We start from the raw sequence: 19,932 nt of genomic DNA on the forward strand, positions 1-19,932 counted from the left end.
GGCGGGCATGCCCGCAATGGTACAAGCCACTATGTCGATCCTGCAGGCGATCAGAATCTTTCTTTTTTACCTGCTGCTGGGCACCAGTTCGCTGCTGTGGTGCTCGCTGAGCTTCTTCGTCGCGCCGTTCCTGTCGTTCCCCAAGCGCTACAGGTTCATCAACGTGTACTGGTGCCGCTGCGCGCTGTTTCTGGTGCGCACCATCCTGGGCATCGACTACAAGATCACTGGCGCCGAGAACGTGCCAGCTGAGCCTTGCGTGATTCTGTCCAATCACCAGAGCACCTGGGAAACCTTCTTCCTGTCGCAGTACTTCTCGCCGCTTAGCCAGGTGCTCAAGCGCGAACTGCTGTATGTACCGTTCTTCGGTTGGGCCATGGCCATGCTGCGGCCCATCGCGATCAACCGCGACAACCCCAAGGAAGCGCTGCGCCAGGTGGCGAGCAAGGGTGACGAACTGCTCAAGCAGAAGACGTGGGTGCTGATTTTTCCAGAAGGCACCCGTGTGCCGTTCGGCACCATCGGCAAGTTCTCCCGCGGCGGTACCGCACTGGCCGTGAATGCCGGGCTGCCGGTGCTGCCGATTGCCCACAACGCCGGCAAGTTCTGGCCCAAGACCGGTTGGGGCAAGCGTGCCGGTACAATCGAAGTGGTAATTGGCGAACCGATGTACGCCAACGGCACTGGGCCACGGGCCATCGCCGAACTCAACGACCGCGCTGCAGCCTGGAACGAAGCGACCCAGCGGGCCATGGGATCGCTGCCGCCAGCAGAGGAAAAACCTCAGGAGCAGATGGCATGACCTTCTGTGGATAACTTGTGTGCAGTTTTTGGATTAAATGCTTGAATTGATAGCTAAGTATTTGAATTTGCTATTTATTTTTCTGTATGAATTTTTTCTGAAAATCGTGCATAAGTTTTTTTGAGGCATAAAAAAACCGGCTTTTACAGCCGGTTTTTTTATGGCATGTGGACATGCATCAGACTTTGTCGATATCTACATCCTTGGTTTCCTTCAGACAGAAGATCCCTACCACCAGGCTGATCCCGGTCACCAGCACCGGGTACCACAGCCCGTAGAAGATATCCCCGGTATAGACCACCAGCGCGAACGATACGGTAGGCAGGAAACCACCGAACCAGCCATTACCAATGTGGTAGGGCAGTGACATCGAGGTGTAGCGGATGCGGGTCGGGAAGAGCTCGACCATCACCGCCGCCAACGGGCCATAGGTCATGGTCGCGATCAGGATCATCGCCACGATCAGTACCACCACCATTACCTGGTTGACCTGCGCAGGGTCGGCTTTGGCCGGGTAACCAGCCTGCTCGATTGCAGCACGCATGGCAGTTTCGTCAAATCCGTTGATGGTCTTGTCACCGATGTTCACCACCACTTCACTGCCGGCCACGCTTACCGAGCTGTACGGCAGGCCCTGCTTGACCAGGAAGGTCTTGACCTTGTCGCACGGGCTGTCAAAACGAGCCTTGCCCACTGGGTCGAACTGGAATGTGCAGCCTTGCGGGTCGGCGGTGACCACGATCGGCGCCTGACGGCTGGCGGCGTCGATCTGTGGGTTGGCGTAGTGGCTCAGTGCCTTGAACAGCGGGAAGTACAGTACCGTAGCCAGCAACAGGCCGAGCATCAGGATCGGCTTGCGGCCGATACGGTCGGACAACCAGCCGAAGAACACGAAGAACGGCGCGCCAATCACAACGCTGATGATGAGCAGGGTATTGGCCTGAGCCGAGTCCATTTTCAGCATCTGGGTCATGAAGAACAGAACGTAGAACTGCGCCGTGTAGAAGGTCACCGCCTGCCCCGCGTTGATGCTGAACAGGGCGGTAAGCACCACTTTCAGGTTTGGCCAGGAGGTGAAGGACTCGCGGATGGGCGACTTGCTGACCTTGCCCTGAGCCTTCATTTTCACAAAGGCCGGCGACTCGTGCATGCTCATGCGAATCCAGGTCGAGATCGCCAGCAGCACGATCGACAGCAGGAACGGCAAGCGCCAGCCCCAGGTTTCGAACTGGTCGCCACTGACGTAGCGACTACCCAGCACCACCAAGAGCGACAACAACAGGCCCAGCGTTGCGGTGGACTGGATGAAACCTGTGTGCAAGCCACGCTTGCCGGGCGGCGCATGCTCGGCCACGTAAGTGGCGGCACCGCCATACTCACCGCCCAGCGCCAGCCCCTGAAGCATGCGCAGGACCACCAGGATGATCGGTGCGGCGATGCCGATGCTGGCGTAGGTGGGCAACAACCCAACAGCGAAAGTGGACAGGCCCATCAGCACGATGGTGACCAGAAAGGTGTACTTGCGCCCGATCATGTCACCCAGGCGGCCGAACACCAGCGCGCCAAACGGCCGCACCAGAAAGCCTGCAGCAAAGGCCATAAGGGCGAAGATAAAAGCGGTGGTATCGTTCACGCCAGCGAAGAACTGCTTGCTGATGACCGCTGCCAACGCACCATAGAGAAAAAAGTCATACCACTCGAAAACCGTCCCGAGGGATGACGCGAAAATGATCTTGCGTTCTTCACGGCGGCTGGGGCTGCTGGCCACCGCATCCTGCTCTTGGATGTAATCCGACATCGTTGCTGTCCTCGGCCCGTAGGCCACAGTGATTATTCTTGTTGTTCCACTGTCGGCGACTTCTGACCGCAAGCCGCCGGTACTGCACGCACCCGGGTCAGGGCGTCGGTAACGCGTCTTCGTTCAGGTTGGTCTGGGTAGCAGCTCCTTTGAGGATCAGTTGCGCCGCCTTTTCGGCGATCATCAGGGTGGGGGAACATGTATTGCCGGAAGTAATCTGCGGCATGATCGAAGCATCTGCCACGCGAAGACCGGGGATGCCATGTACACGCAGTTGGTTATCCACAACGTCCATGGCACCGTTGCCCATGCGACAGGTACCGACCGGGTGGAAGATGGTGGTGCCGATCTTGCCAGCGGCCTCGAACAGGTCTTCCTCACTTTGCAGCGCCGAGCCCGGCAAATATTCCTTGGGCTCGAAAGCGGCGAGGGCAGGGGCCTGGACGATGCGCCGGGTAAGGCGAATGGCATCGGCAGCAACACGCAAGTCCTGCGGAGCACTGAGGTAATTGGGGTCGATCAGCGGCGTGCTGTTCATGTCGGTGCTGCAGATATCGATACGCCCGCGGCTGGCCGGGCGCAGGTTGCACACCGAGGCAGTAAAGGCCGGGAACTGATGTAACGGCTCACCGAAGCGTTCCAGTGACAGCGGCTGCACGTGATACTGAAGGTTGGCGGTGGCCTGTTCGGGGCTTGAACGCACGAACGCGCCTAACTGGCTCGGCGCCATAGCCAGCGGCCCGCTGCGGTCGTAGAGGTAACGCAGGCCCATGCCCATCTTGCCCCACAGGCTGTTGGCCATCTGGTTCAAGGTACGGGTGTTGCGGATCTGGTAGATCAGGCGCAGTTGCAGGTGGTCCTGCAAGTTGCCACCAACGCCGGGCATATCGTGGCGAACACCAATGCCCAAGCTTTCCAGCAACTGACGCGGACCGATGCCCGAGCGCTGGAGGATGCCCGGTGAACCAACCGCCCCAGCACAGAGGATGATCTCGCGACGCGCCGCAAACTCATGCCAGGCCCCTTGCCAGAGCGCTTTCACAGCCCTTGCGCGGGTGTTGTCGAGCAGTACCTGGTCAACCTGCACGCCAGTCAGCACAGTGAGGTTGGCGCGATCCTTGATCGGCCGCAGGAAGGCTTTGGAAGCGTTCCAACGCACACCACTGCGCTGGTTGACCTGAAAATATCCACAACCCTGGTTGTCGCCGGTGTTGAAATCTTCAACCTTGCCAATTCCGCTCTGCTCGGCGGCATCACGGAAAGCATCAAGGATCGGCCAGCTGTAGCGCTGGCGCTCGACCCGCCATTCGCCCTCCGCGCCATGGTGCTCACTGGCGCCGGCAAAGTGGTTTTCGCTGGCCTTGAACAGCGGCAACACATCTTTCCACGCCCAGCCGTCGTTGCCTTGCGCGGCCCAATGGTCATAGTCGGCGGCTTGGCCCCGCATGTAGATCATGCCGTTGATCGAAGAACAGCCACCTAGCACCTTGCCCCTTGGATAACCCAAAGCGCGACCACCGAGGCCAGGCTGTGCCTCGGTCTTGAAGCACCAGTCTGTGCGCGGGTTGCCGATGCAGTAGAGGTAACCAACGGGGATGTGGATCCAGGGATAATTGTCACGGCCACCCGCCTCCAGCAGTAGCACGCGGCAGGAAGGGTCGGCGGACAAACGATTGGCCAGCAGGCATCCGGCGGGGCCGGCCCCTACGACCACGTAGTCGAAGACAGAATCGGCTGATGGCATGTGCAACCTCGCGCCTGTTTTTTATTCTTGTCCCGGTCCATCTTAGTGAGTAATTTCGTGGATGAAACACGAGATTTCGCGCAGCCGCTGTGCGTTTTAGCACAGTGGCAAGCCTGTACCGACCCCTTCGCGGGCTCGCCCGCTCCCACCGGGACCACGTTGCCTGCAGGATGTTCAGCGCACCTGGACTGCCCGCGGAGAGGCCGGAACGAACTGCCAAAAAGGACAAGCATGTTCGACTGGAACGATCTGCGGTTTTTCCTCGAGTTGCAGCGCAGCGGCCGCCTGCTGACCGCCGCCAAGCGCCTCAACACTACCCACAGCACCGTGGCCCGGCACATCGAGAGCATCGAGCAGAGCCTGGGGACCGCGCTGTTCGTGCAGCATGCCCAGGGGTACGAGCTGACCCCATCGGGCCAAGCCCTGCTCAAGCATGCCGAAGCCATGGAGAATGTCGCCCTGCTGGCGCAGGAAGAAATCACCCAGGCCATCACCCCGCTGGGCAAGATTCGCCTGGGGGTAACCGAAGGCATCGGCATCATGTTCTTCACCCCGCGCATGAACGCGTTGTTCGAGCGCTACCCCGGCCTGGAAGTGGAGCTGGTAGCGGTGCCGCGTTTCGTCAGCATCCTCAACCGCGAGGCGGAAATCAGTATCCATCTGGAGCGACCCAACGCCGACCTGCTGATCACCCGCAAACTCACCGACTACCGCTTGGCGCTATACGCCAGCCAGGACTACCTGGACCGCGCGCCGCCACTGCGCCACCGCGAAGACCTGGCTCGGCACTGCTGGATTGGCTACGTCGACGATTTGCTGTTCAGCCAGGAACTGCTGTTTCTCAACAGTTTCTGCCGAGCACCCAACGTGGTGTTTCGCAGCACCAGCGTGATCGCCCAGCAAGCCGCCGCCCGCGCGGGGCTGGGCATCGCCGTGCTGCCCAATTACATGGCCCGCCACGACCCGACACTGGTGCGCGTGCTGCCGGGTGAGACCATCCAGCGCAGCTACTGGATCTGCACCCGCCGCGAGCTGCACAAGTCTGTGCGCCTGCGGGTGGTGTGGGACTACCTGCTGGCGTTGTGCGCGGCCGAACAGAGCGAGTTGCTAGCCCAGTAACGCCTTGCCGGCCAACAACAAGGCAGCGGCCCAACCTGCCAAGGCAAACATCTGCTGCAGGCGCGGCCCGGCCAACCTGGCTGCCAATGGTCGCGACAGCAACAGGCCGAGCACCGCGCCGACGGCAAACGGGGCGCCAACCTGCCAGTGCATGACGCCCGCAAGGCTGGCGCTGACCACACTGCCTGTAGAGACCAGGGCAATCACCGCCAGCGAGGTGGAGACGATGCTGGCCATGCGCAGATTGGTGTAGCGGTTCAGGGCCGGGATGATGACGAACCCCCCACCCACGCCGAGCAGGCCGGACAACAACCCGGACAAGACACCCGTGAATGCCAATGCGCGCGCGCAGGGCAGGGTCCAGCGCAAACGACCCTGCAGCGGGTTCAGCACACACGGCTCGATAAAGCGATGAGCTTCATTGGCTTCGCCACGCAGTTCTTTGGCCGCCTTGCGCCAGATACGCAGGCAGGCATAAACCAGCACCCCGGCGAATACCAGCTGCAACGGTGTATTTGGCAGGCGGTGCGCCAGCATCAGCCCGAACGGCGCTGCTGCCACACCAACCGACGCAATGAACAGCGCAGCCCGATAACGCACCAGCCCTTGGCGCAAGCCCAGCACTGCGCCAACCCCCGCAGCCAAACCAACAGCCAGCAGGCCGACCGGGGCCGCCTCGACTATCGATAACCCCAGGCCGAACACCAGCAAGGGTACAGCGAGAATGCCACCGCCTGCGCCGGTCAGTGCCAGCACCGCGCCGATGATCGCGCCCAGGCCCGCCCCTAACAGTTGATGCTCGATCACTGCCCACCCTCGGCTACCAGTTGCGGACGTGCCAACCACTCGCGCCCCTTGAGCATGCCTTGCCAGTACAACGGTGGTAGCGCCTGTGCTTTGAGCAGCCAGGCCAAGCGTGTCGGCTTGCGGCCATCCAGCAACCAGCTGGGGAAGCTCGGTGCCAGCTTGCCACCATAGGTGAACTCGGCCAGGACGATCTTGCCGCGCTCGACGGTAAGCGGGCACGAGCCATAGCCGTCGTACTGGGCCAGGGTTGCCAGCCTGCCCAATGCCACCAGCACATTGTTGGCGACCACCGGTGCCTGCTTGCGGGCCGCCGCGGCGGTCTTGGCATTGCTGGTGTTAGCCACGTCACCCAGGGCATGAACATTGGTGTATTTGCGATGGCGCAGGGTATGCGGATCGACGTCGACCCAGCCGGAGCTATCGGCCAAGGGGCTTTCGCGAATGAAGTCTGGCGCCACCTGTGGTGGCACCACGTGCAGCATGTCGAAGGCCTCGATGCGCGTTTCGCTGCTGCCATCGGGCAAGGTACGCAAGAATGTAGCGCGCTTGCCCGGGCCGTCTACGGCAACCAGCCTGTGGGAGAAGTTCAGATCGACGGCGTATTTCTCGATGTATTTCATCAGCGCGGGCACGTAGTCGGCGACACCGAACAGCACGGCACCCGCATTGTAGAAGCTGGCTTTCACCGCCCCCAAATGGCCATGGCGTAGCCAGTGGTCGCAAGACAGATACAGCGCCTTCTGGGGTGCACCGGCGCACTTGATCGGCATGGGCGGCTGGCAGAACACCGCGCGTCCTTGCTTGAGCTTTTGCACCAGTTCCCAGGTATAGGGCGCCAGGTCGTAGCGATAGTTGGAGGTGACACCGTTGCGGCCCAGGGTCTCGCTGAGCCCATCGATGGCCGCCCAGTCCAGCTTGAGGCCGGGGCAGACGATCAGCTGTTCATAGCTGATGGTGCGACCATCATCGAGGATGACCAGCTGGCCCAACGGGTCGAATCCCTTTACCCGTGCCTTGACCCAGCGCACACCACGAGGAATGGTCGACGCCATGGTGCGGGCCGTGCTTGGTGCCTTGAACACACCTGCACCGACCATGGTCCAGCCGGGTTGGTAATAGTGCACTTCGGCAGGGTCGATCAAGGCGACGTCCAACGACGGGTCGCGGCTGATCAGGCTGGAAGCAGTGGCGGTACCGGCGGCACCGGCACCGACGATGACCACCTTGTGGTGGTCGGTATTGGCAGGGGACAACGAGGCAGGCATGGCGGTAAATCCTGGAAATCTGATTATGGAGGGCAGGGCGGTTACAGCTTGTTCAGCGGGATCTTCAGATAGCTCACACCATTCGCCTCCGGTGGGGGCAGTTGGCCGCTGCGCATGTTCACCTGCACTGAAGGCAATATCAGCACCGGCATTTCGAGCGTCTTGTCGCGGGCTTCGCGCATGGCCACGAAGCTGTCCTCGTCGATACCCTGGTGGATGTGAATGTTGTGGGCGCGCTGCTCGGCGACAGTAGTGACGTACTGCATGTCGCGGCCACCTGGCAGGTAGTCGTGGCACATGAACAACCGCGTCTGATCGGGGAAAGCCAGCAGGCGACGGATTGAGCGGTACAAGGTGCGGGCATCGGCCCCGGGGAAGTCACAGCGGGCGGTGCCATAGTCGGGCATGAACAAGGTGTCTCCAACGAATACCGCAATCTCGCCGGCATCCTCGATCATGAAACTCATGCACGCGGGCGTGTGCCCAGGTGTGTGCAGCGCCCGGGCCTGCAGGTTGCCAATCCGGAAACCTTCCTCGTCTTCGAGCAGCACATCGAACTGGCTGCCATCACGGGCGAAGCCGGGCTCTGCATTGAACAAGGCGCCAAACACTTTCTGCACCTGGGTAATGTGCGCGCCGATAGCGGTATGACCGCCCAGCTTTTCCTTCAGGTAGGCAGCGGCTGAAAGATGGTCGGCGTGTACATGGGTTTCCAGCACCCACCGCACACTGGCATTCAGCTCGTTCACACGCTCGATCAGGCGATCAGCCGAAGCGCTGCAGGTGCGTCCGGACTTGGGGTCGTAATCCAGCACGCTGTCGATCAATGCGCATTGTCGGGTTTCACGGTCCATGACCAGGTAGCTGATGGTCGAGGTCGCCTCGTCGTAAAAGGCGTCCACGTGAAGGTTGTTGCCGATGATCATCACGTTCTCCAATTTATCCGCCCCGCCTTGTACAGGCGTAGGCAGTGACAGGAGCTTTATCAAGATGCATGCCAGGCTTTTTGCCACTCACTGGCCAATAAAACCGGCCAGTTGCAGACAGCTGCCGATAAAACTGGCAGCCCAGGTGGCAGTCGACTGACAGCCAATGGCAGTGTTTGGCAGTCCTTGTTACCCTGCATCGGTCATCCATACGGTGCCGTCATGCCTGAAGCCCATCCCCTCATCCTAGCTCTGGTTTCCTACCTTGAGCACGATGCCCTCCCGACCATCGTGTTGGACACTGACTACAACATCCTCGCCGCCAATGCGGCCTATCGCCGTCAGTTTGGCCGGCATGATCAGGCCCCACTGGGCGAGAAGTGTCACAGGGTTTCGCATCACTACGCTGTGCCGTGCGACCAGGCTGGCGAACATTGCCCGATGCGCAAGGCGTGGAACAGCAAGGTACCGGAGCGGGTATTGCACATTCATCACACACCACGTGGCCCTGAGCATGTGGATGTCGAATTGCGGCCGATCCTGGATGAACAGGGCAACGTAGTGGCCTTTGTCGAACGCCTCACCACCATCACCCTCGCCTCGGCGCAGCCACAGGAGCAAGGTTTGGTCGGCCGCGCACCAATGTTCAAGGCCGCCCTGGCCAGCCTGCAGCGTGCGGCACCGGCGCAGATCCCGGTGTTGCTGCAGGGGGAGTCGGGAACCGGCAAGGAGCTGTTCGCCCGTGCAGTGCACATGGGCAGCCCCAGGGCCAACGGCCCGCTGGTGGTGGTCGACTGCACCGGCCTGACCGAGTCGTTGTTCGAGAGTGAACTGTTCGGCTATGAGAAGGGCGCGTTCACCGGGGCGAATCAGCGCAAGATAGGCTTGGCCGAGGCAGCCCATGGCGGCACCCTGTTCCTCGACGAAATCGGTGAAGTGCCGCTGGCGATGCAGGTGAAGCTGCTGCGCCTGATCGAGTCCGGCAGTTTCCGTCCCGTGGGCAGCCTGCGCACTGTGCATTCGGATTTCCGCCTGATATCGGCCACCCACAAACCGCTCAAGAAAATGGTCGCGGATGGCTCTTTCCGTGAAGACCTTTACTACCGCATCAGCGGCTTCCCGATTCGTCTGCCTGCGTTACGCGAACGGGTGGAAGACCTACCGCTACTCGCCCAGAGCCTGCTGCAGCGCATGGCCGGCCAGCCGACGCCCAGGCTGAGTGAAGACGCCTTGCAGCAACTTGCGTTGCATCCGTTTCCGGGCAATATCCGCGAGCTGCGCAACATTCTGGAACGCGCGCGTTTGTTTGCCGATGACGGTGTGATCAGACCGGAGCATTTGCCGGAAGACACCGGACTGGCTGGCGCAGCTAAAGGAAGCGGCCGTCGCAATGACCTGGGTGAATTGGCGCAGGCGCTGGAGCAGTTCAAGGGGTCGCGTAGCGAACTGGCCAGCCACCTAGGCATGAGTGAACGCACGCTGTATCGCCGCTTGAAAGCGCTCGGGCTGCACTGAAAGAACGGCAGACTTTACCAGACCTTTACCTGCATCCTGACATTACAAGGGAAAAATCGTGGTCTGATCAGTTAACCGAACCTGGCAATCAATACGTGCCAGGCGATAACACGCAGAGGACCGCATCAAATGAAGAAAACCCTAGCCGTGATCTGCGCCGCGCTCATACTCAGCGTACCGCTGGCCAGCTTCGCGCAGCCTGGCCCACCTGATCGACATGATGGCAGCCGATCGCACCAAGGCAACCCGCCACATGCTCAGCCGCACCAGCAGGGCCGCCATGACAACGGCCGCGGTCCTGCTTACCGAGATCCAAACTTCCGCCCGAAGCACGGCATGCCGATACCTCATAAGCAGTGGCACCGTGGTCATGCCGTTGATCCACATTACCGTGGTGACCGTTACTGGGTAACCGACTGGAAAGCGCGCCACCTGTATGCGCCACCTCGTGATCATCGATGGCTGTATGTGAATGGCGACTATGTGCTGGTGACTATTGCCAGCGGTGTGATCGTGAACATTCTCACCGGCTACTGATTTTTTGCAGACACTAAAAAGCCCGCATCAGCGGGCTTCTTAGTGTCTGGCGAATTACACCTGATCAGAAGTCCAGGTTCGAGACCGACAGCGCGTTACTTTCGATGAAGTCACGACGCGGCTCGACCGCATCACCCATCAGGGTGTTGAAGATCTGGTCAGCAGCAATGGCATCTTCGATCGTGACCTTGAGCATGCGGCGAACGGTCGGGTCCATGGTGGTTTCCCACAGCTGGTCCGGGTTCATCTCACCCAGCCCTTTGTATCGCTGAATCGTATGGCGCTTGGTGGTCTCGTTCATCAGCCAATCCAGGCCCTCTTTGAACTCGACGATTGCCTTGCGCCGTTCACCGCGCTGTACGTACGCACCTTCACCCAACAGGCTCGACAGCTTGGCACCAATGTTGACTACGGTACGGTAGTCGTTGCTGCCGAAGAAGTCGCGGTTGAACGTGATGTAGCTGGCCAAGCCATGGGAGGTGATTTCCACTTCAGGCAGCCATACGTTGCGCTCTTTGTCTTCACGCAGGCTGGCGTTGTAAGCCAAGCCAGACTTCTGATTGGAGTTCAGACGCGCCTGGAACTGGGCCAGCCAGGCTTGCATCACAGCGTGGTCACCCAACTGCTCCAGAGTCACCTCAGGCAGGTAGACGAAGTGCTCAGTCAGCTCTTCCGGGTACAAGCGCGACAGGCGCTTGAGGGTCTTCATGACGCTACGGAACTCATTCACCAGCGCTTCCAACTGCACACCGGAAACTGCTGGCGCCGATTCGTCCAGGTGCAGACTGGCATCTTCCAGAGCCGACTGGGTCATGTACTCTTCCATGGCCTCATCGTCCTTGATGTACTGCTCCTGCTTGCCTCTTTTCACCTTGTACAGCGGTGGCTGGGCAATATAGATGTAACCACGCTCGACCAGCTCCGGCAGCTGACGGAAGAAGAAGGTCAGCAGCAGTGTACGGATGTGCGAACCGTCAACGTCAGCATCGGTCATGATGATGATGTTGTGATAACGCAGTTTATCGATGTTGTACTCTTCGCGGCCGATACCACAGCCCAGCGCGGTGATCAGCGTGCCCACTTCCTGGGAAGAAATCATCTTGTCGAAGCGCGCTTTCTCGACGTTGAGGATTTTACCCTTCAGCGGCAAGATCGCCTGGGTACGACGGTTGCGGCCTTGCTTGGCCGAGCCACCCGCAGAGTCACCCTCCACCAGGTACAGTTCGGAGAGAGCAGGATCCTTCTCTTGGCAGTCCGCCAGTTTGCCCGGCAGGCCAGCGATATCCAGCGCACCTTTACGGCGGGTCATCTCACGGGCTTTACGGGCGGCTTCACGGGCGCGAGCAGCGTCGATCATCTTGCCAACGACGGCCTTGGCCTCGTTCGGGTTTTCCAACAGGAAATCGGCGAAGAACTTGTTCATCTCCTGTTCCACGGCAGTTTTCACCTCCGAGGAGACCAGCTTGTCTTTGGTCTGCGAGCTGAACTTCGGATCCGGTACCTTTACCGAGATGATCGCGGTCAGGCCTTCACGGGCGTCGTCGCCAGTGGTTGCCACCTTGTTCTTCTTGGCCAGGCCTTCCTGCTCGATGTAGTTGTTAAGGCTACGGGTCAGCGAGGAACGGAAACCCACCAGGTGGGTACCGCCATCACGTTGCGGAATGTTGTTGGTAAAGCACAGCAGGTTTTCGTTGAAGCTGTCGTTCCATTGCAGGGCGACTTCAACACCCACACCATCGTCACGCTGAACGTTGAAGTGGAAAACCTGAGAGTTGACCGGCGTCTTGTTGGTGTTCAAGTACTCGACGAACGCACGCAGACCGCCTTCGTACTTGAAGAACTCTTCCTTACCGCTGCGCTCATCCTTCAGCAGAATGCCAACGCCCGAGTTGAGGAACGACAGCTCGCGGATGCGCTTGGCCAGGATGTCCCAGCTGAAGTGAATGTTCTTGAAGGTTTCAGCCGATGGCTTGAAGTGGATGTGGGTACCCGTGGTTTCACTGTCACCAACAACCGCCATAGGTGCTTGTGGAACACCGTGAACGTAAGTCTGTTCCCAGATCTTGCCGCTACGGCGAACGGTCAGAACCAGCTTTTCGGACAGGGCGTTCACAACCGACACACCTACACCGTGCAGACCGCCGGATACTTTGTAGGAGTTGTCGTCGAACTTACCGCCGGCGTGCAGCACAGTCATGATGACCTCGGCTGCGGAAACGCCTTCTTCCTTATGCACATCGACCGGAATGCCGCGCCCGTTGTCGCGCACACTGATAGATTCGTCCGGGTGGATGATGACAGTGATGTCATCGCAGTGACCGGCGAGGGCTTCGTCGATCGAGTTGTCGACCACCTCGAAGACCATGTGGTGCAGGCCACTACCATCATCGGTGTCGCCAATGTACATGCCGGGACGCTTGCGTACGGCATCCAAACCTTTCAGCACCTTGATGCTGGAGGAGTCGTACGTTTGATTTTCGCTCATGCCTTCACTCCCGATGGTCGTGGGTCTGGGTGATACGGCCTTGTTCCACGTGGAACAAAGCAACTGGCGTTTCCGTCTGCCAGCCTTCCCTCAGTAATTCGTGATCTACACAGGTGATGAACACCTGGCAGCGTAATTCTTCAAGCAAGCGGCACAGTGCGCGGCGATGCTGGTCATCCAGTTCGGACGGCAAGTCATCCACGAGATAAATACAGTGACCGCGGCGAGCCTGACTAACGAGGTGGCCTTGGGCAATGCGCAATGCGCATACCACCAACTTTTGCTGACCACGCGACAGGATGTCGGCTGCGTTGTTGCCAGCCAACCGCAAACGCAGATCAGCACGCTGCGGACCGGCTTGGGTATGGCCCATCTGCTGATCGCGAAGGAGAGAGGAGGCGAGTACTTCTTGCAGTTCGCGGTCCTTGTCCCAGCCTCGGTAGTAGCTCAGGGTCAACCCGTCCAGCTCGACCAGTTCGCTCAGGGTTCGCTCGAAGACGGGCTTCAAGGCCTTGATGTAGTTGCGACGGTATTCATCTATTTCCGCGCTAGCCAGGCACAATTCCCGGTCCCAGGCGGCTTGCGAAGCTGGGTCAAGTGTACCATGACGCAACCATGAGTTCCGCTGCCGCAGCGCCTTCTGAAGGCGTTGCCAGGCTGGCAGAAAACGAGGTTCCACGTGGAACACCCCCCAATCCAGAAACTGGCGGCGTATTTTGGGGGCACCTTCAAGCAGCCGGAAGCTGTCTGGGTTGATGAGTTGCAGCGGCAACAACTCAGCCAATTGCGCGGCGCTGCGCGCATTCTGCCCATCGATGCGGATAGTGAACTCCCCTTGTCGCTCACGAGACACACCCAGGTTGCTCGTACCACCCTCCGTCAGTTGCACCTCGCCGAACACAGTACAGGCAGCCTGTTCATACTGAATAACCGGATTCAGGCGGGTGCTGCGAAATGAACGGGCCAGCCCAAGCAAATGCACGGCTTCAAGGACGCTGGTTTTGCCGCTACCGTTTGAGCCGTAAAGGATATTGATGCGGGGGGAGGGTAAGAGTGTCACCGGGTGCAAGTTGCGCACCGCGGTGACCATGATACGTCGAAGGGACATTTCGCCTGCTACAGGTTACAGGCGCATCGGCATGACAACGTAGGAAGAATCGTCATTGCCAGCTTCCTGCAGCAGCGCACTGCTGTTTGAGTCAGACAAGATCAGACGAACTTGCTCAGTAGTCATCACGCCCAGCACGTCCAGCAAGTAGCTGACGTTGAAACCAATTTCCAGCGAGCTACCTTCGTAGTCCACACTGATTTCTTCTTCAGCTTCTTCCTGCTCGGGGTTGTTAGCCTGGATCTTCAGTTGGCCGGCTGCCAGTTGCAGGCGAATACCGCGGTACTTTTCGTTGGAAAGAATCGCAGTACGGCTGAAGGCCTCACGCAGCGCCTGGCGGTCTCCGACAACCAGCTTGTCACCGCCTTTGGGCAGTACGCGCTCGTAGTCCGGGAACTTGCCGTCCACCAGCTTGGAGGTAAAGGTGAACTCGCCAGTAGTGGCGCGGATGTGATGCTGACCCAGCACGATGCTGACCATGCCTTCAGGATCGGTCAGCAGGCGCGCCAACTCCAGGATACCTTTACGCGGCACGATGACCTGGTGTCGATCCTCCTGCTCGATCGGCGCGCTCATCGAGCAAAGCGCCAAGCGGTGACCGTCAGTGGATACGGCGCGCAACGTGTTGCGGGAAACCTCAAGCAGCATGCCGTTAAGGTAGTAGCGCACATCCTGCTGAGCCATGGCGAAGCTGGTTCGCTCGATCAGGCGGCGCAGCTTGCTCTGCTCCAGGTTGCAGGTCAGCGAACCCGGGCCTTCCTCCACAGTCGGGAAGTCGTTGGCAGGCAGGGTCGACAGGGTGAAGCGGCTGCGGCCGGCCTTTACCAACAATTTCTGCTCATCGACCTTGATATCGATCAGGGCGTCGTTAGGCAGGCTTTTGCAGATGTCCATCAGCTTGCGCGCCGGAACGGTGATTTCGCCAGGCTCGGCCGGCTCATCCAGTTGCACGCGGCCTACCAGTTCGACTTCCAGGTCGGTACCGGTCAACGACAGTTGCTGGCCTTGTACGACCAGCAATACGTTGGACAGGACCGGCAAGGTCTGACGGCGCTCGACGACACCGGCGACCAGTTGCAGGGGTTTCAACAGGGCTTCGCGTTGAATGGTGAAATGCATGGTCTAGTCCCTTGCCTTCAATTAGCTGCGCAGACGGCCATCAGGTCGTCAGCGTCCGCAGCAGGTTCTTGTAGTCCTCGCGGATGTCCGCGTCGGATTCCTTCAGTTCATTGATTTTGCGGCAGGCGTGCAGCACGGTCGTATGGTCGCGACCACCGAACATGTCGCCGATTTCCGGCAGACTGTGGTTGGTCAACTCCTTGGACAGGGCCATGGCTACCTGACGCGGGCGCGCGACAGAACGCGAACGACGCTTGGACAACAGATCGGAGATCTTGATCTTGTAGTACTCAGCGACAGTACGCTGAATGTTATCCACACTGACCAGCTTGTCTTGCAGCGCCAACAGGTCCTTGAGCGATTCACGAATCAGCTCGATGGTGATGTCACGCCCCATGAAATGCGAGTGAGCGATAACCCGCTTCAGTGCACCTTCCAGCTCTCGGACGTTGGATCGGATGCGCTGAGCGATGAAAAAGGCTGCGTCATGCGGGAGCTCGACTTTGGCCTGGTCGGCCTTTTTCATGAGGATTGCTACGCGGGTCTCCAGCTCTGGCGGCTCGACAGCCACCGTCAGCCCCCAACCAAAGCGCGACTTCAGACGCTCTTCCAGGCCTTCGATTTCCTTGGGATAGCGGTCAGAGGTAAGGATTACCTGCTGGCCACCCTCAAGCAAGGCGTTGAAGGTGTGGAAAAACTCTTCCTGCGAGCGCTCTTTGCGAGCGAAGAACTGGATATCGTCGATCAACAACGCGTCCACCGAGCGGTAGAAGCGCTTGAATTCGTTGATGGCATTGAGCTGCAACGCTTTGACCATGTCCGCGACGAAACGCTCCGAATGCAGGTACACCACCTTGGCGTTCGGATTCTTCTTCAGCAGATGGTTACCCACAGCATGCATAAGGTGGGTTTTACCCAAGCCCACGCCGCCGTAAAGAAACAGTGGGTTGTAGCCATGCTTGGGATTGTCCGCAACCTGCCAGGCAGCCGCGCGGGCGAGCTGGTTCGACTTGCCTTCGACGAAAGTGTCAAAGGTAAAGGTCCGGTTCAGGTAACTGGTGTGCTTGAGCGCACCTTCAACCTGCACGGTGCGCTGTTCAGACCGACCACCACTGGGCGGCGGCGCAGCGGGCTCTGCCATGGCATCAAAGCTGTCACGCGAAGACGTCTCGACCAGTACAGGCTCGGCCGCGGCCACGGCAACGGGTTCAACCGCTGCTACCGGGGCCGCCTTGTGTGCCTGGCTCTGCGCCAGCGAAGCCGCAACGGCAGCGCTGACCGGCGCGTTGGGCGCAGCCCTTGGGGCCGAGCTGCGGCGGCTACCTATTAATAAGGAAAGGGCAGGTGCAATGCCGCTACCGTTCTCACCCAACAGCTCGAGCAAGCGACCCAGGTACTTTTCATTGACCCAATCGAGAACGAAACGGTTAGGCGCATAGACGCGCAACTCGTCGCCTTCGGCTTCGACCTGTAGCGGACGGATCCAGGTGTTGAATTGCTGGGCAGGCAGTTCATCGCGCAGAAGCTCCACGCACTGCTGCCAAAGTTCCACTGACACGGATATCCCCTGAGTTTGAAAGCCGGATGAGGCAAAAACAAACCGCCATTGTACCGGTCGAGCGTTCAGTTATCCACATGTGGACACGTTAGGAACCATGACAAAACAGCCATTTATCGACCAAAACGGCTTTCTGGCTCTGTGAATAAGACCTGTGGATAACGGACCTTGAGGTCTATGCACAACCCTGGGTACCAGCCTGTTGATAACTACGCTGTGGATAAACTGCATTTTCGTCCACAGCTTTCGCTCATGATGGGAACAGCCGCAGCACCGGTTCAGAACAAACTTGTAAAACTCTGTACAGCACGTAATTCATGGCCTAGCGATGGTTATCCACAGAAGGTTATCCACCTAAGATTTATAAGTTCTTCAGAAAAGCTTTTTATATGTCTCTTCTTTTTTTTCATGTTGTCCCCGATTCGTGTGTCCGATCAAGCACCCTTTGGCACGAACCAGGAGGCACCGTCCATCACAGCTCTATATGGAATGACTGGTTGGAAATTGACCTATGGGCTTGCTTTCTCTAGAATCGCCGGTCTCTTAAAAAGGGGGCCATCCCGGCCCGTCGTCGACAAACCAGGTAACACGCCATGAAACGTACTTTCCAACCAAGCACCATCAAGCGCGCCCGCACCCACGGTTTCCGTGCCCGTATGGCTACCAAGAACGGCCGTGCTGTTCTGTCGCGTCGTCGTGCCAAAGGCCGTAAGCGTCTGGCCATTTGATTTTTCGGCACAGGTGGTGAGTCAGGACTTCAGTCGGGAAAAGCGACTGCTTACACCCCGACACTTCAAAGCGGTCTTCGACTCCCCAACCGGCAAGGTTCCAGGGAAAAACCTGCTGATCCTTGCTCGCGAGAACGGCCTCGATCACCCACGCCTTGGCTTGGTAATCGGCAAGAAGAGTGTCAAGCTCGCCGTTCAACGCAACCGCCTCAAGCGCTTGATGCGCGATTCCTTTCGTCTGAACCAGCAATTGCTTGCCGGCCTGGACATCGTGATCGTCGCGCGCAAGGGATTGGGTGAGATAGAAAACCCGGAATTGCACCAACACTTTGGCAAGCTCTGGAAACGCCTGGCGCGCAGCCGGCCGACACCAGCAGTCACCGCCAATTCCGCAGGGGTAGACAGCCAAGATGCGTAAACTGGCACTCGTTCCGATCCAGTTTTACCGTTACGCCATTAGTCCTCTGATGGCCAATCACTGTCGGTTTTTCCCCAGTTGCTCCTGTTACGCGTATGAAGCCATCGAAAACCATGGCATCTGGCGTGGTGGGTGGCTGGCCGTTCGTCGCCTGGGGCGTTGTCATCCGTGGAATGACGGCGGTTTCGACCCCGTTCCACCCGCTCCTTCCTCCCGAACTTCTTCGATAGCCGAGTAATCATGGATATTAAACGCACGATCCTGATCGCCGCGCTGGCAGTCGTGTCCTACGTCATGGTCCTGAAGTGGAACGATGACTACGGCCAGGCTGCCCTGCCGACTCAGAATACTGCTGCCAGCACTGTTGCTCCGGGCTTGCCCGATGGCGTGCCGGCCGGTAACAACGGTGCCAGCGCCGATGTACCGAGCGCCAACGCCGAATCGAGCCCTGCCGAACTGGCACCGGTCGCACTCAGCAAGGACCTGATCCGAGTCAAGACCGACGTTCTGGAACTGGCTATCGATCCGGTCGGTGGTGACATCGTTCAGCTGAACCTGCCGAAGTACCCACGCCGTCAAGACCACCCGAACATTCCATTCCAGTTGTTCGACAACGGTGGTGAGCGTGTTTACCTGGCACAAAGCGGTCTGACCGGCACCGACGGTCCGGATGCCCGCGCCAGTGGCCGTCCCCTGTATGCCGCCGAACAGAAGAGCTACCAGCTGGCCGACGGCCAGGAACAACTGGTGGTAGATCTGAAGTTCAGTGACAACGGCGTCAACTACATCAAGCGTTTCAGCTTCAAGCGCGGTGAGTACGACCTGAATGTCAGCTATCTGATCGACAACCAGAGCAGCCAGGCGTGGAGCGGCAACATGTTTGCCCAGCTCAAGCGTGATGCCAGCGGCGATCCGTCCTCCAGTACTGCCACCGGTACCGCTACCTACCTGGGTGCCGCCCTGTGGACAGCTTCCGAGCCTTACAAAAAGGTCTCGATGAAGGACATCGACAAAGGTAGTTTGAAAGAAAATGTGTCCGGCGGCTGGGTTGCCTGGCTGCAGCACTACTTCGTGACCGCCTGGATTCCAGCCAAGTCGGACAACAACGTTGTCCAGACCCGCAAGGATAGCCAAGGCAACTACATCATCGGCTACACCGGCCCGGTTATCAGCGTACCGGCTGGCGGCAAGGCCGAAACCAGCGCCATGCTGTACGCTGGTCCGAAGATCCAGTCCAAGCTGAAAGAGTTGTCCCCAGGTCTGGAATTGACCGTCGACTACGGCTTCCTGTGGTTTATCGCCCAGCCGATCTTCTGGCTGCTGCAACATATCCACAGCCTGCTGGGTAACTGGGGCTGGTCGATCATCGTGCTGACCATGTTGATCAAAGGCCTGTTCTTCCCGCTGTCGGCTGCCAGCTATCGCTCCATGGCGCGTATGCGTGCCGTTGCACCTAAGCTCGCCGCACTCAAGGAACGCTTCGGTGACGATCGCCAGAAGATGTCCCAGGCGATGATGGAGCTGTACAAGAAAGAGAAGATCAACCCACTGGGCGGCTGCCTGCCGATCCTGGTGCAGATGCCGGTATTCCTGGCCCTGTACTGGGTATTGCTGGAAAGCGTGGAAATGCGCCAGGCCCCATGGATACTGTGGATTACCGACCTGTCGATCAAGGATCCGTTCTTCATCCTGCCGATCATCATGGGCGCCACCATGTTCATCCAGCAGCGCCTGAACCCAACACCGCCGGATCCAATGCAGGCCAAGGTGATGAAAATGATGCCAATCATCTTCACCTTCTTCTTCCTGTGGTTCCCTGCCGGTCTGGTGCTGTACTGGGTTGTGAACAACTGCCTGTCGATTTCGCAGCAGTGGTACATCACTCGCCGTATCGAAGCAGCTACCAAAAAAGCTGCTGCTTGACGGGCTAATACGCTAGCCTGTGAATAAAAACGCCCCCTAGTGGGGCGTTTTTGCTATCTGTCGTTTTGTCGTAGAGGCTT

Annotated in this window: 17 protein-coding genes; 8 read left to right on the forward strand and 9 right to left on the reverse strand. The window is 59.1% G+C overall.

What is annotated here, in order from left to right:
- Window positions 1-16 precede the first annotated feature (16 nt).
- On the forward strand, window positions 17-802 hold the full coding sequence (locus INQ47_RS05135) for a 1-acyl-sn-glycerol-3-phosphate acyltransferase (RefSeq protein WP_103469532.1): 786 nt from the start codon (window positions 17-19) through the stop codon (window positions 800-802).
- A gap of 178 nt (window positions 803-980) precedes the next feature.
- On the opposite strand, the gene INQ47_RS05140 is transcribed toward INQ47_RS05135, so the two are convergent.
- Window positions 981-2,600: an MFS transporter gene (locus tag INQ47_RS05140; protein WP_021784550.1), complete on the reverse strand. Its 1,620-nt coding sequence runs from the start codon at window positions 2,598-2,600 to the stop codon at window positions 981-983.
- 97 nt (window positions 2,601-2,697) lie between these two features.
- Window positions 2,698-4,344: a GMC family oxidoreductase gene (locus INQ47_RS05145; RefSeq protein WP_404701277.1), complete on the reverse strand. Its 1,647-nt coding sequence runs from the start codon at window positions 4,342-4,344 to the stop codon at window positions 2,698-2,700.
- A gap of 231 nt (window positions 4,345-4,575) precedes the next feature.
- Here INQ47_RS05145 and INQ47_RS05150 point away from each other — a divergent pair, with 231 nt between their 5' ends.
- The gene (locus tag INQ47_RS05150; protein WP_135192413.1) at window positions 4,576-5,463 is read left to right on the forward strand and encodes a LysR family transcriptional regulator; all 888 of its coding nucleotides are present in this window, start codon (window positions 4,576-4,578) and stop codon (window positions 5,461-5,463) included.
- On the opposite strand, the gene INQ47_RS05155 is transcribed toward INQ47_RS05150, so the two are convergent.
- From INQ47_RS05155 to INQ47_RS05165, 3 genes are read right to left on the reverse strand one after another with little or no spacing between them, the layout of a single operon-like run.
- Window positions 5,452-6,270, reverse strand: a complete 819-nt coding sequence (locus tag INQ47_RS05155) for a sulfite exporter TauE/SafE family protein (protein ID WP_135192412.1) — start codon at window positions 6,268-6,270, stop codon at window positions 5,452-5,454. The two genes, INQ47_RS05150 and INQ47_RS05155, sit on opposite strands and share 12 nt — an antisense overlap.
- Window positions 6,267-7,535, reverse strand: coding sequence for an FAD/NAD(P)-binding oxidoreductase (locus tag INQ47_RS05160; RefSeq protein WP_404701278.1), 1,269 nt, complete (start codon window positions 7,533-7,535; stop codon window positions 6,267-6,269). The genes INQ47_RS05155 and INQ47_RS05160 overlap by 4 nt, the downstream gene beginning before the upstream one ends.
- 41 nt (window positions 7,536-7,576) lie before the next feature.
- Window positions 7,577-8,461: an MBL fold metallo-hydrolase gene (locus INQ47_RS05165; RefSeq protein ID WP_010951461.1), complete on the reverse strand. Its 885-nt coding sequence runs from the start codon at window positions 8,459-8,461 to the stop codon at window positions 7,577-7,579.
- A 222-nt stretch (window positions 8,462-8,683) separates the two neighbouring features.
- On the opposite strand from INQ47_RS05165, the gene INQ47_RS05170 reads away from it, so the two are divergent.
- The gene (locus INQ47_RS05170; protein ID WP_135192410.1) at window positions 8,684-9,976 is read left to right on the forward strand and encodes a sigma-54-dependent Fis family transcriptional regulator; all 1,293 of its coding nucleotides are present in this window, start codon (window positions 8,684-8,686) and stop codon (window positions 9,974-9,976) included.
- A 129-nt stretch (window positions 9,977-10,105) separates the two neighbouring features.
- A complete protein-coding gene (locus tag INQ47_RS05175) occupies window positions 10,106-10,513 on the forward strand; it encodes an RcnB family protein (protein WP_135192409.1) in 408 nt (135 codons plus the stop codon).
- A 64-nt stretch (window positions 10,514-10,577) separates the two neighbouring features.
- On the opposite strand, the gene gyrB is transcribed toward INQ47_RS05175, so the two are convergent.
- From gyrB to dnaA, 4 genes are read right to left on the reverse strand one after another with little or no spacing between them, the layout of a single operon-like run.
- The gene (gene gyrB / locus INQ47_RS05180; protein WP_103469538.1) at window positions 10,578-12,998 is read right to left on the reverse strand and encodes a DNA topoisomerase (ATP-hydrolyzing) subunit B; all 2,421 of its coding nucleotides are present in this window, start codon (window positions 12,996-12,998) and stop codon (window positions 10,578-10,580) included.
- Window positions 12,999-13,002: 4 nt separating this feature from the next.
- Window positions 13,003-14,106 (reverse strand): DNA replication/repair protein RecF, encoded by a 1,104-nt coding sequence (gene recF, locus INQ47_RS05185; RefSeq protein WP_011953076.1) that lies wholly within the window; start codon window positions 14,104-14,106, stop codon window positions 13,003-13,005.
- A 15-nt stretch (window positions 14,107-14,121) separates the two neighbouring features.
- Complete coding sequence (dnaN, locus tag INQ47_RS05190) at window positions 14,122-15,225, reverse strand: DNA polymerase III subunit beta (RefSeq protein WP_021785316.1); 1,104 nt, start codon at window positions 15,223-15,225, stop codon at window positions 14,122-14,124.
- 40 nt (window positions 15,226-15,265) lie between these two features.
- The gene (gene dnaA / locus INQ47_RS05195) at window positions 15,266-16,783 is read right to left on the reverse strand and encodes a chromosomal replication initiator protein DnaA (protein WP_252461719.1); all 1,518 of its coding nucleotides are present in this window, start codon (window positions 16,781-16,783) and stop codon (window positions 15,266-15,268) included.
- A 593-nt stretch (window positions 16,784-17,376) separates the two neighbouring features.
- On the opposite strand from dnaA, the gene rpmH reads away from it, so the two are divergent.
- The 4 genes from rpmH to yidC are packed head-to-tail and all read left to right on the forward strand — an operon-like array spanning window position 17,377 to window position 19,852.
- Window positions 17,377-17,511, forward strand: coding sequence for a 50S ribosomal protein L34 (rpmH, locus tag INQ47_RS05200; RefSeq protein ID WP_003253163.1), 135 nt, complete (start codon window positions 17,377-17,379; stop codon window positions 17,509-17,511).
- A gap of 13 nt (window positions 17,512-17,524) precedes the next feature.
- Window positions 17,525-17,929 carry a ribonuclease P protein component gene (gene rnpA, locus INQ47_RS05205; protein WP_003253166.1) on the forward strand — a complete coding sequence of 135 codons (405 nt, stop codon included), beginning with the start codon at window positions 17,525-17,527 and terminating at the stop codon, window positions 17,927-17,929.
- Complete coding sequence (gene yidD, locus INQ47_RS05210) at window positions 17,922-18,167, forward strand: membrane protein insertion efficiency factor YidD (protein ID WP_003253169.1); 246 nt, start codon at window positions 17,922-17,924, stop codon at window positions 18,165-18,167. Before rnpA ends, yidD begins: the two co-directional genes overlap by 8 nt.
- 2 nt (window positions 18,168-18,169) lie before the next feature.
- Window positions 18,170-19,852 (forward strand): membrane protein insertase YidC, encoded by a 1,683-nt coding sequence (yidC, locus tag INQ47_RS05215; protein WP_404701279.1) that lies wholly within the window; start codon window positions 18,170-18,172, stop codon window positions 19,850-19,852.
- Window positions 19,853-19,932 lie beyond the last annotated feature (80 nt).

This window comes from Pseudomonas sp. 3HC3, from assembly GCF_044904505.1.
GTDB lineage: Bacteria > Pseudomonadota > Gammaproteobacteria > Pseudomonadales > Pseudomonadaceae > Aquipseudomonas > Aquipseudomonas putida_Y.

Bases quoted from the DNA above. Each gene is read 5' to 3' on its own strand.
- INQ47_RS05135 (WP_103469532.1), top strand. From the start codon at position 17: ATGGTACAAGCCACTATGTCGATCCTGCAGGCGATCAGAATCTTTCTT.
- INQ47_RS05140 (WP_021784550.1), bottom strand. From the start codon at position 2,600: ATGTCGGATTACATCCAAGAGCAGGATGCGGTGGCCAGCAGCCCCAGC.
- INQ47_RS05145 (WP_404701277.1), bottom strand. From the start codon at position 4,344: ATGCCATCAGCCGATTCTGTCTTCGACTACGTGGTCGTAGGGGCCGGC.
- INQ47_RS05150 (WP_135192413.1), top strand. From the start codon at position 4,576: ATGTTCGACTGGAACGATCTGCGGTTTTTCCTCGAGTTGCAGCGCAGC.
- INQ47_RS05160 (WP_404701278.1), bottom strand. From the start codon at position 7,535: ATGCCTGCCTCGTTGTCCCCTGCCAATACCGACCACCACAAGGTGGTC.
- INQ47_RS05165 (WP_010951461.1), bottom strand. From the start codon at position 8,461: ATGATCATCGGCAACAACCTTCACGTGGACGCCTTTTACGACGAGGCG.
- INQ47_RS05170 (WP_135192410.1), top strand. From the start codon at position 8,684: ATGCCTGAAGCCCATCCCCTCATCCTAGCTCTGGTTTCCTACCTTGAG.
- INQ47_RS05175 (WP_135192409.1), top strand. From the start codon at position 10,106: ATGAAGAAAACCCTAGCCGTGATCTGCGCCGCGCTCATACTCAGCGTA.
- gyrB (WP_103469538.1), bottom strand. From the start codon at position 12,998: ATGAGCGAAAATCAAACGTACGACTCCTCCAGCATCAAGGTGCTGAAA.
- recF (WP_011953076.1), bottom strand. From the start codon at position 14,106: ATGTCCCTTCGACGTATCATGGTCACCGCGGTGCGCAACTTGCACCCG.
- dnaN (WP_021785316.1), bottom strand. From the start codon at position 15,225: ATGCATTTCACCATTCAACGCGAAGCCCTGTTGAAACCCCTGCAACTG.
- rpmH (WP_003253163.1), top strand. From the start codon at position 17,377: ATGAAACGTACTTTCCAACCAAGCACCATCAAGCGCGCCCGCACCCAC.
- yidD (WP_003253169.1), top strand. From the start codon at position 17,922: ATGCGTAAACTGGCACTCGTTCCGATCCAGTTTTACCGTTACGCCATT.
- yidC (WP_404701279.1), top strand. From the start codon at position 18,170: ATGGATATTAAACGCACGATCCTGATCGCCGCGCTGGCAGTCGTGTCC.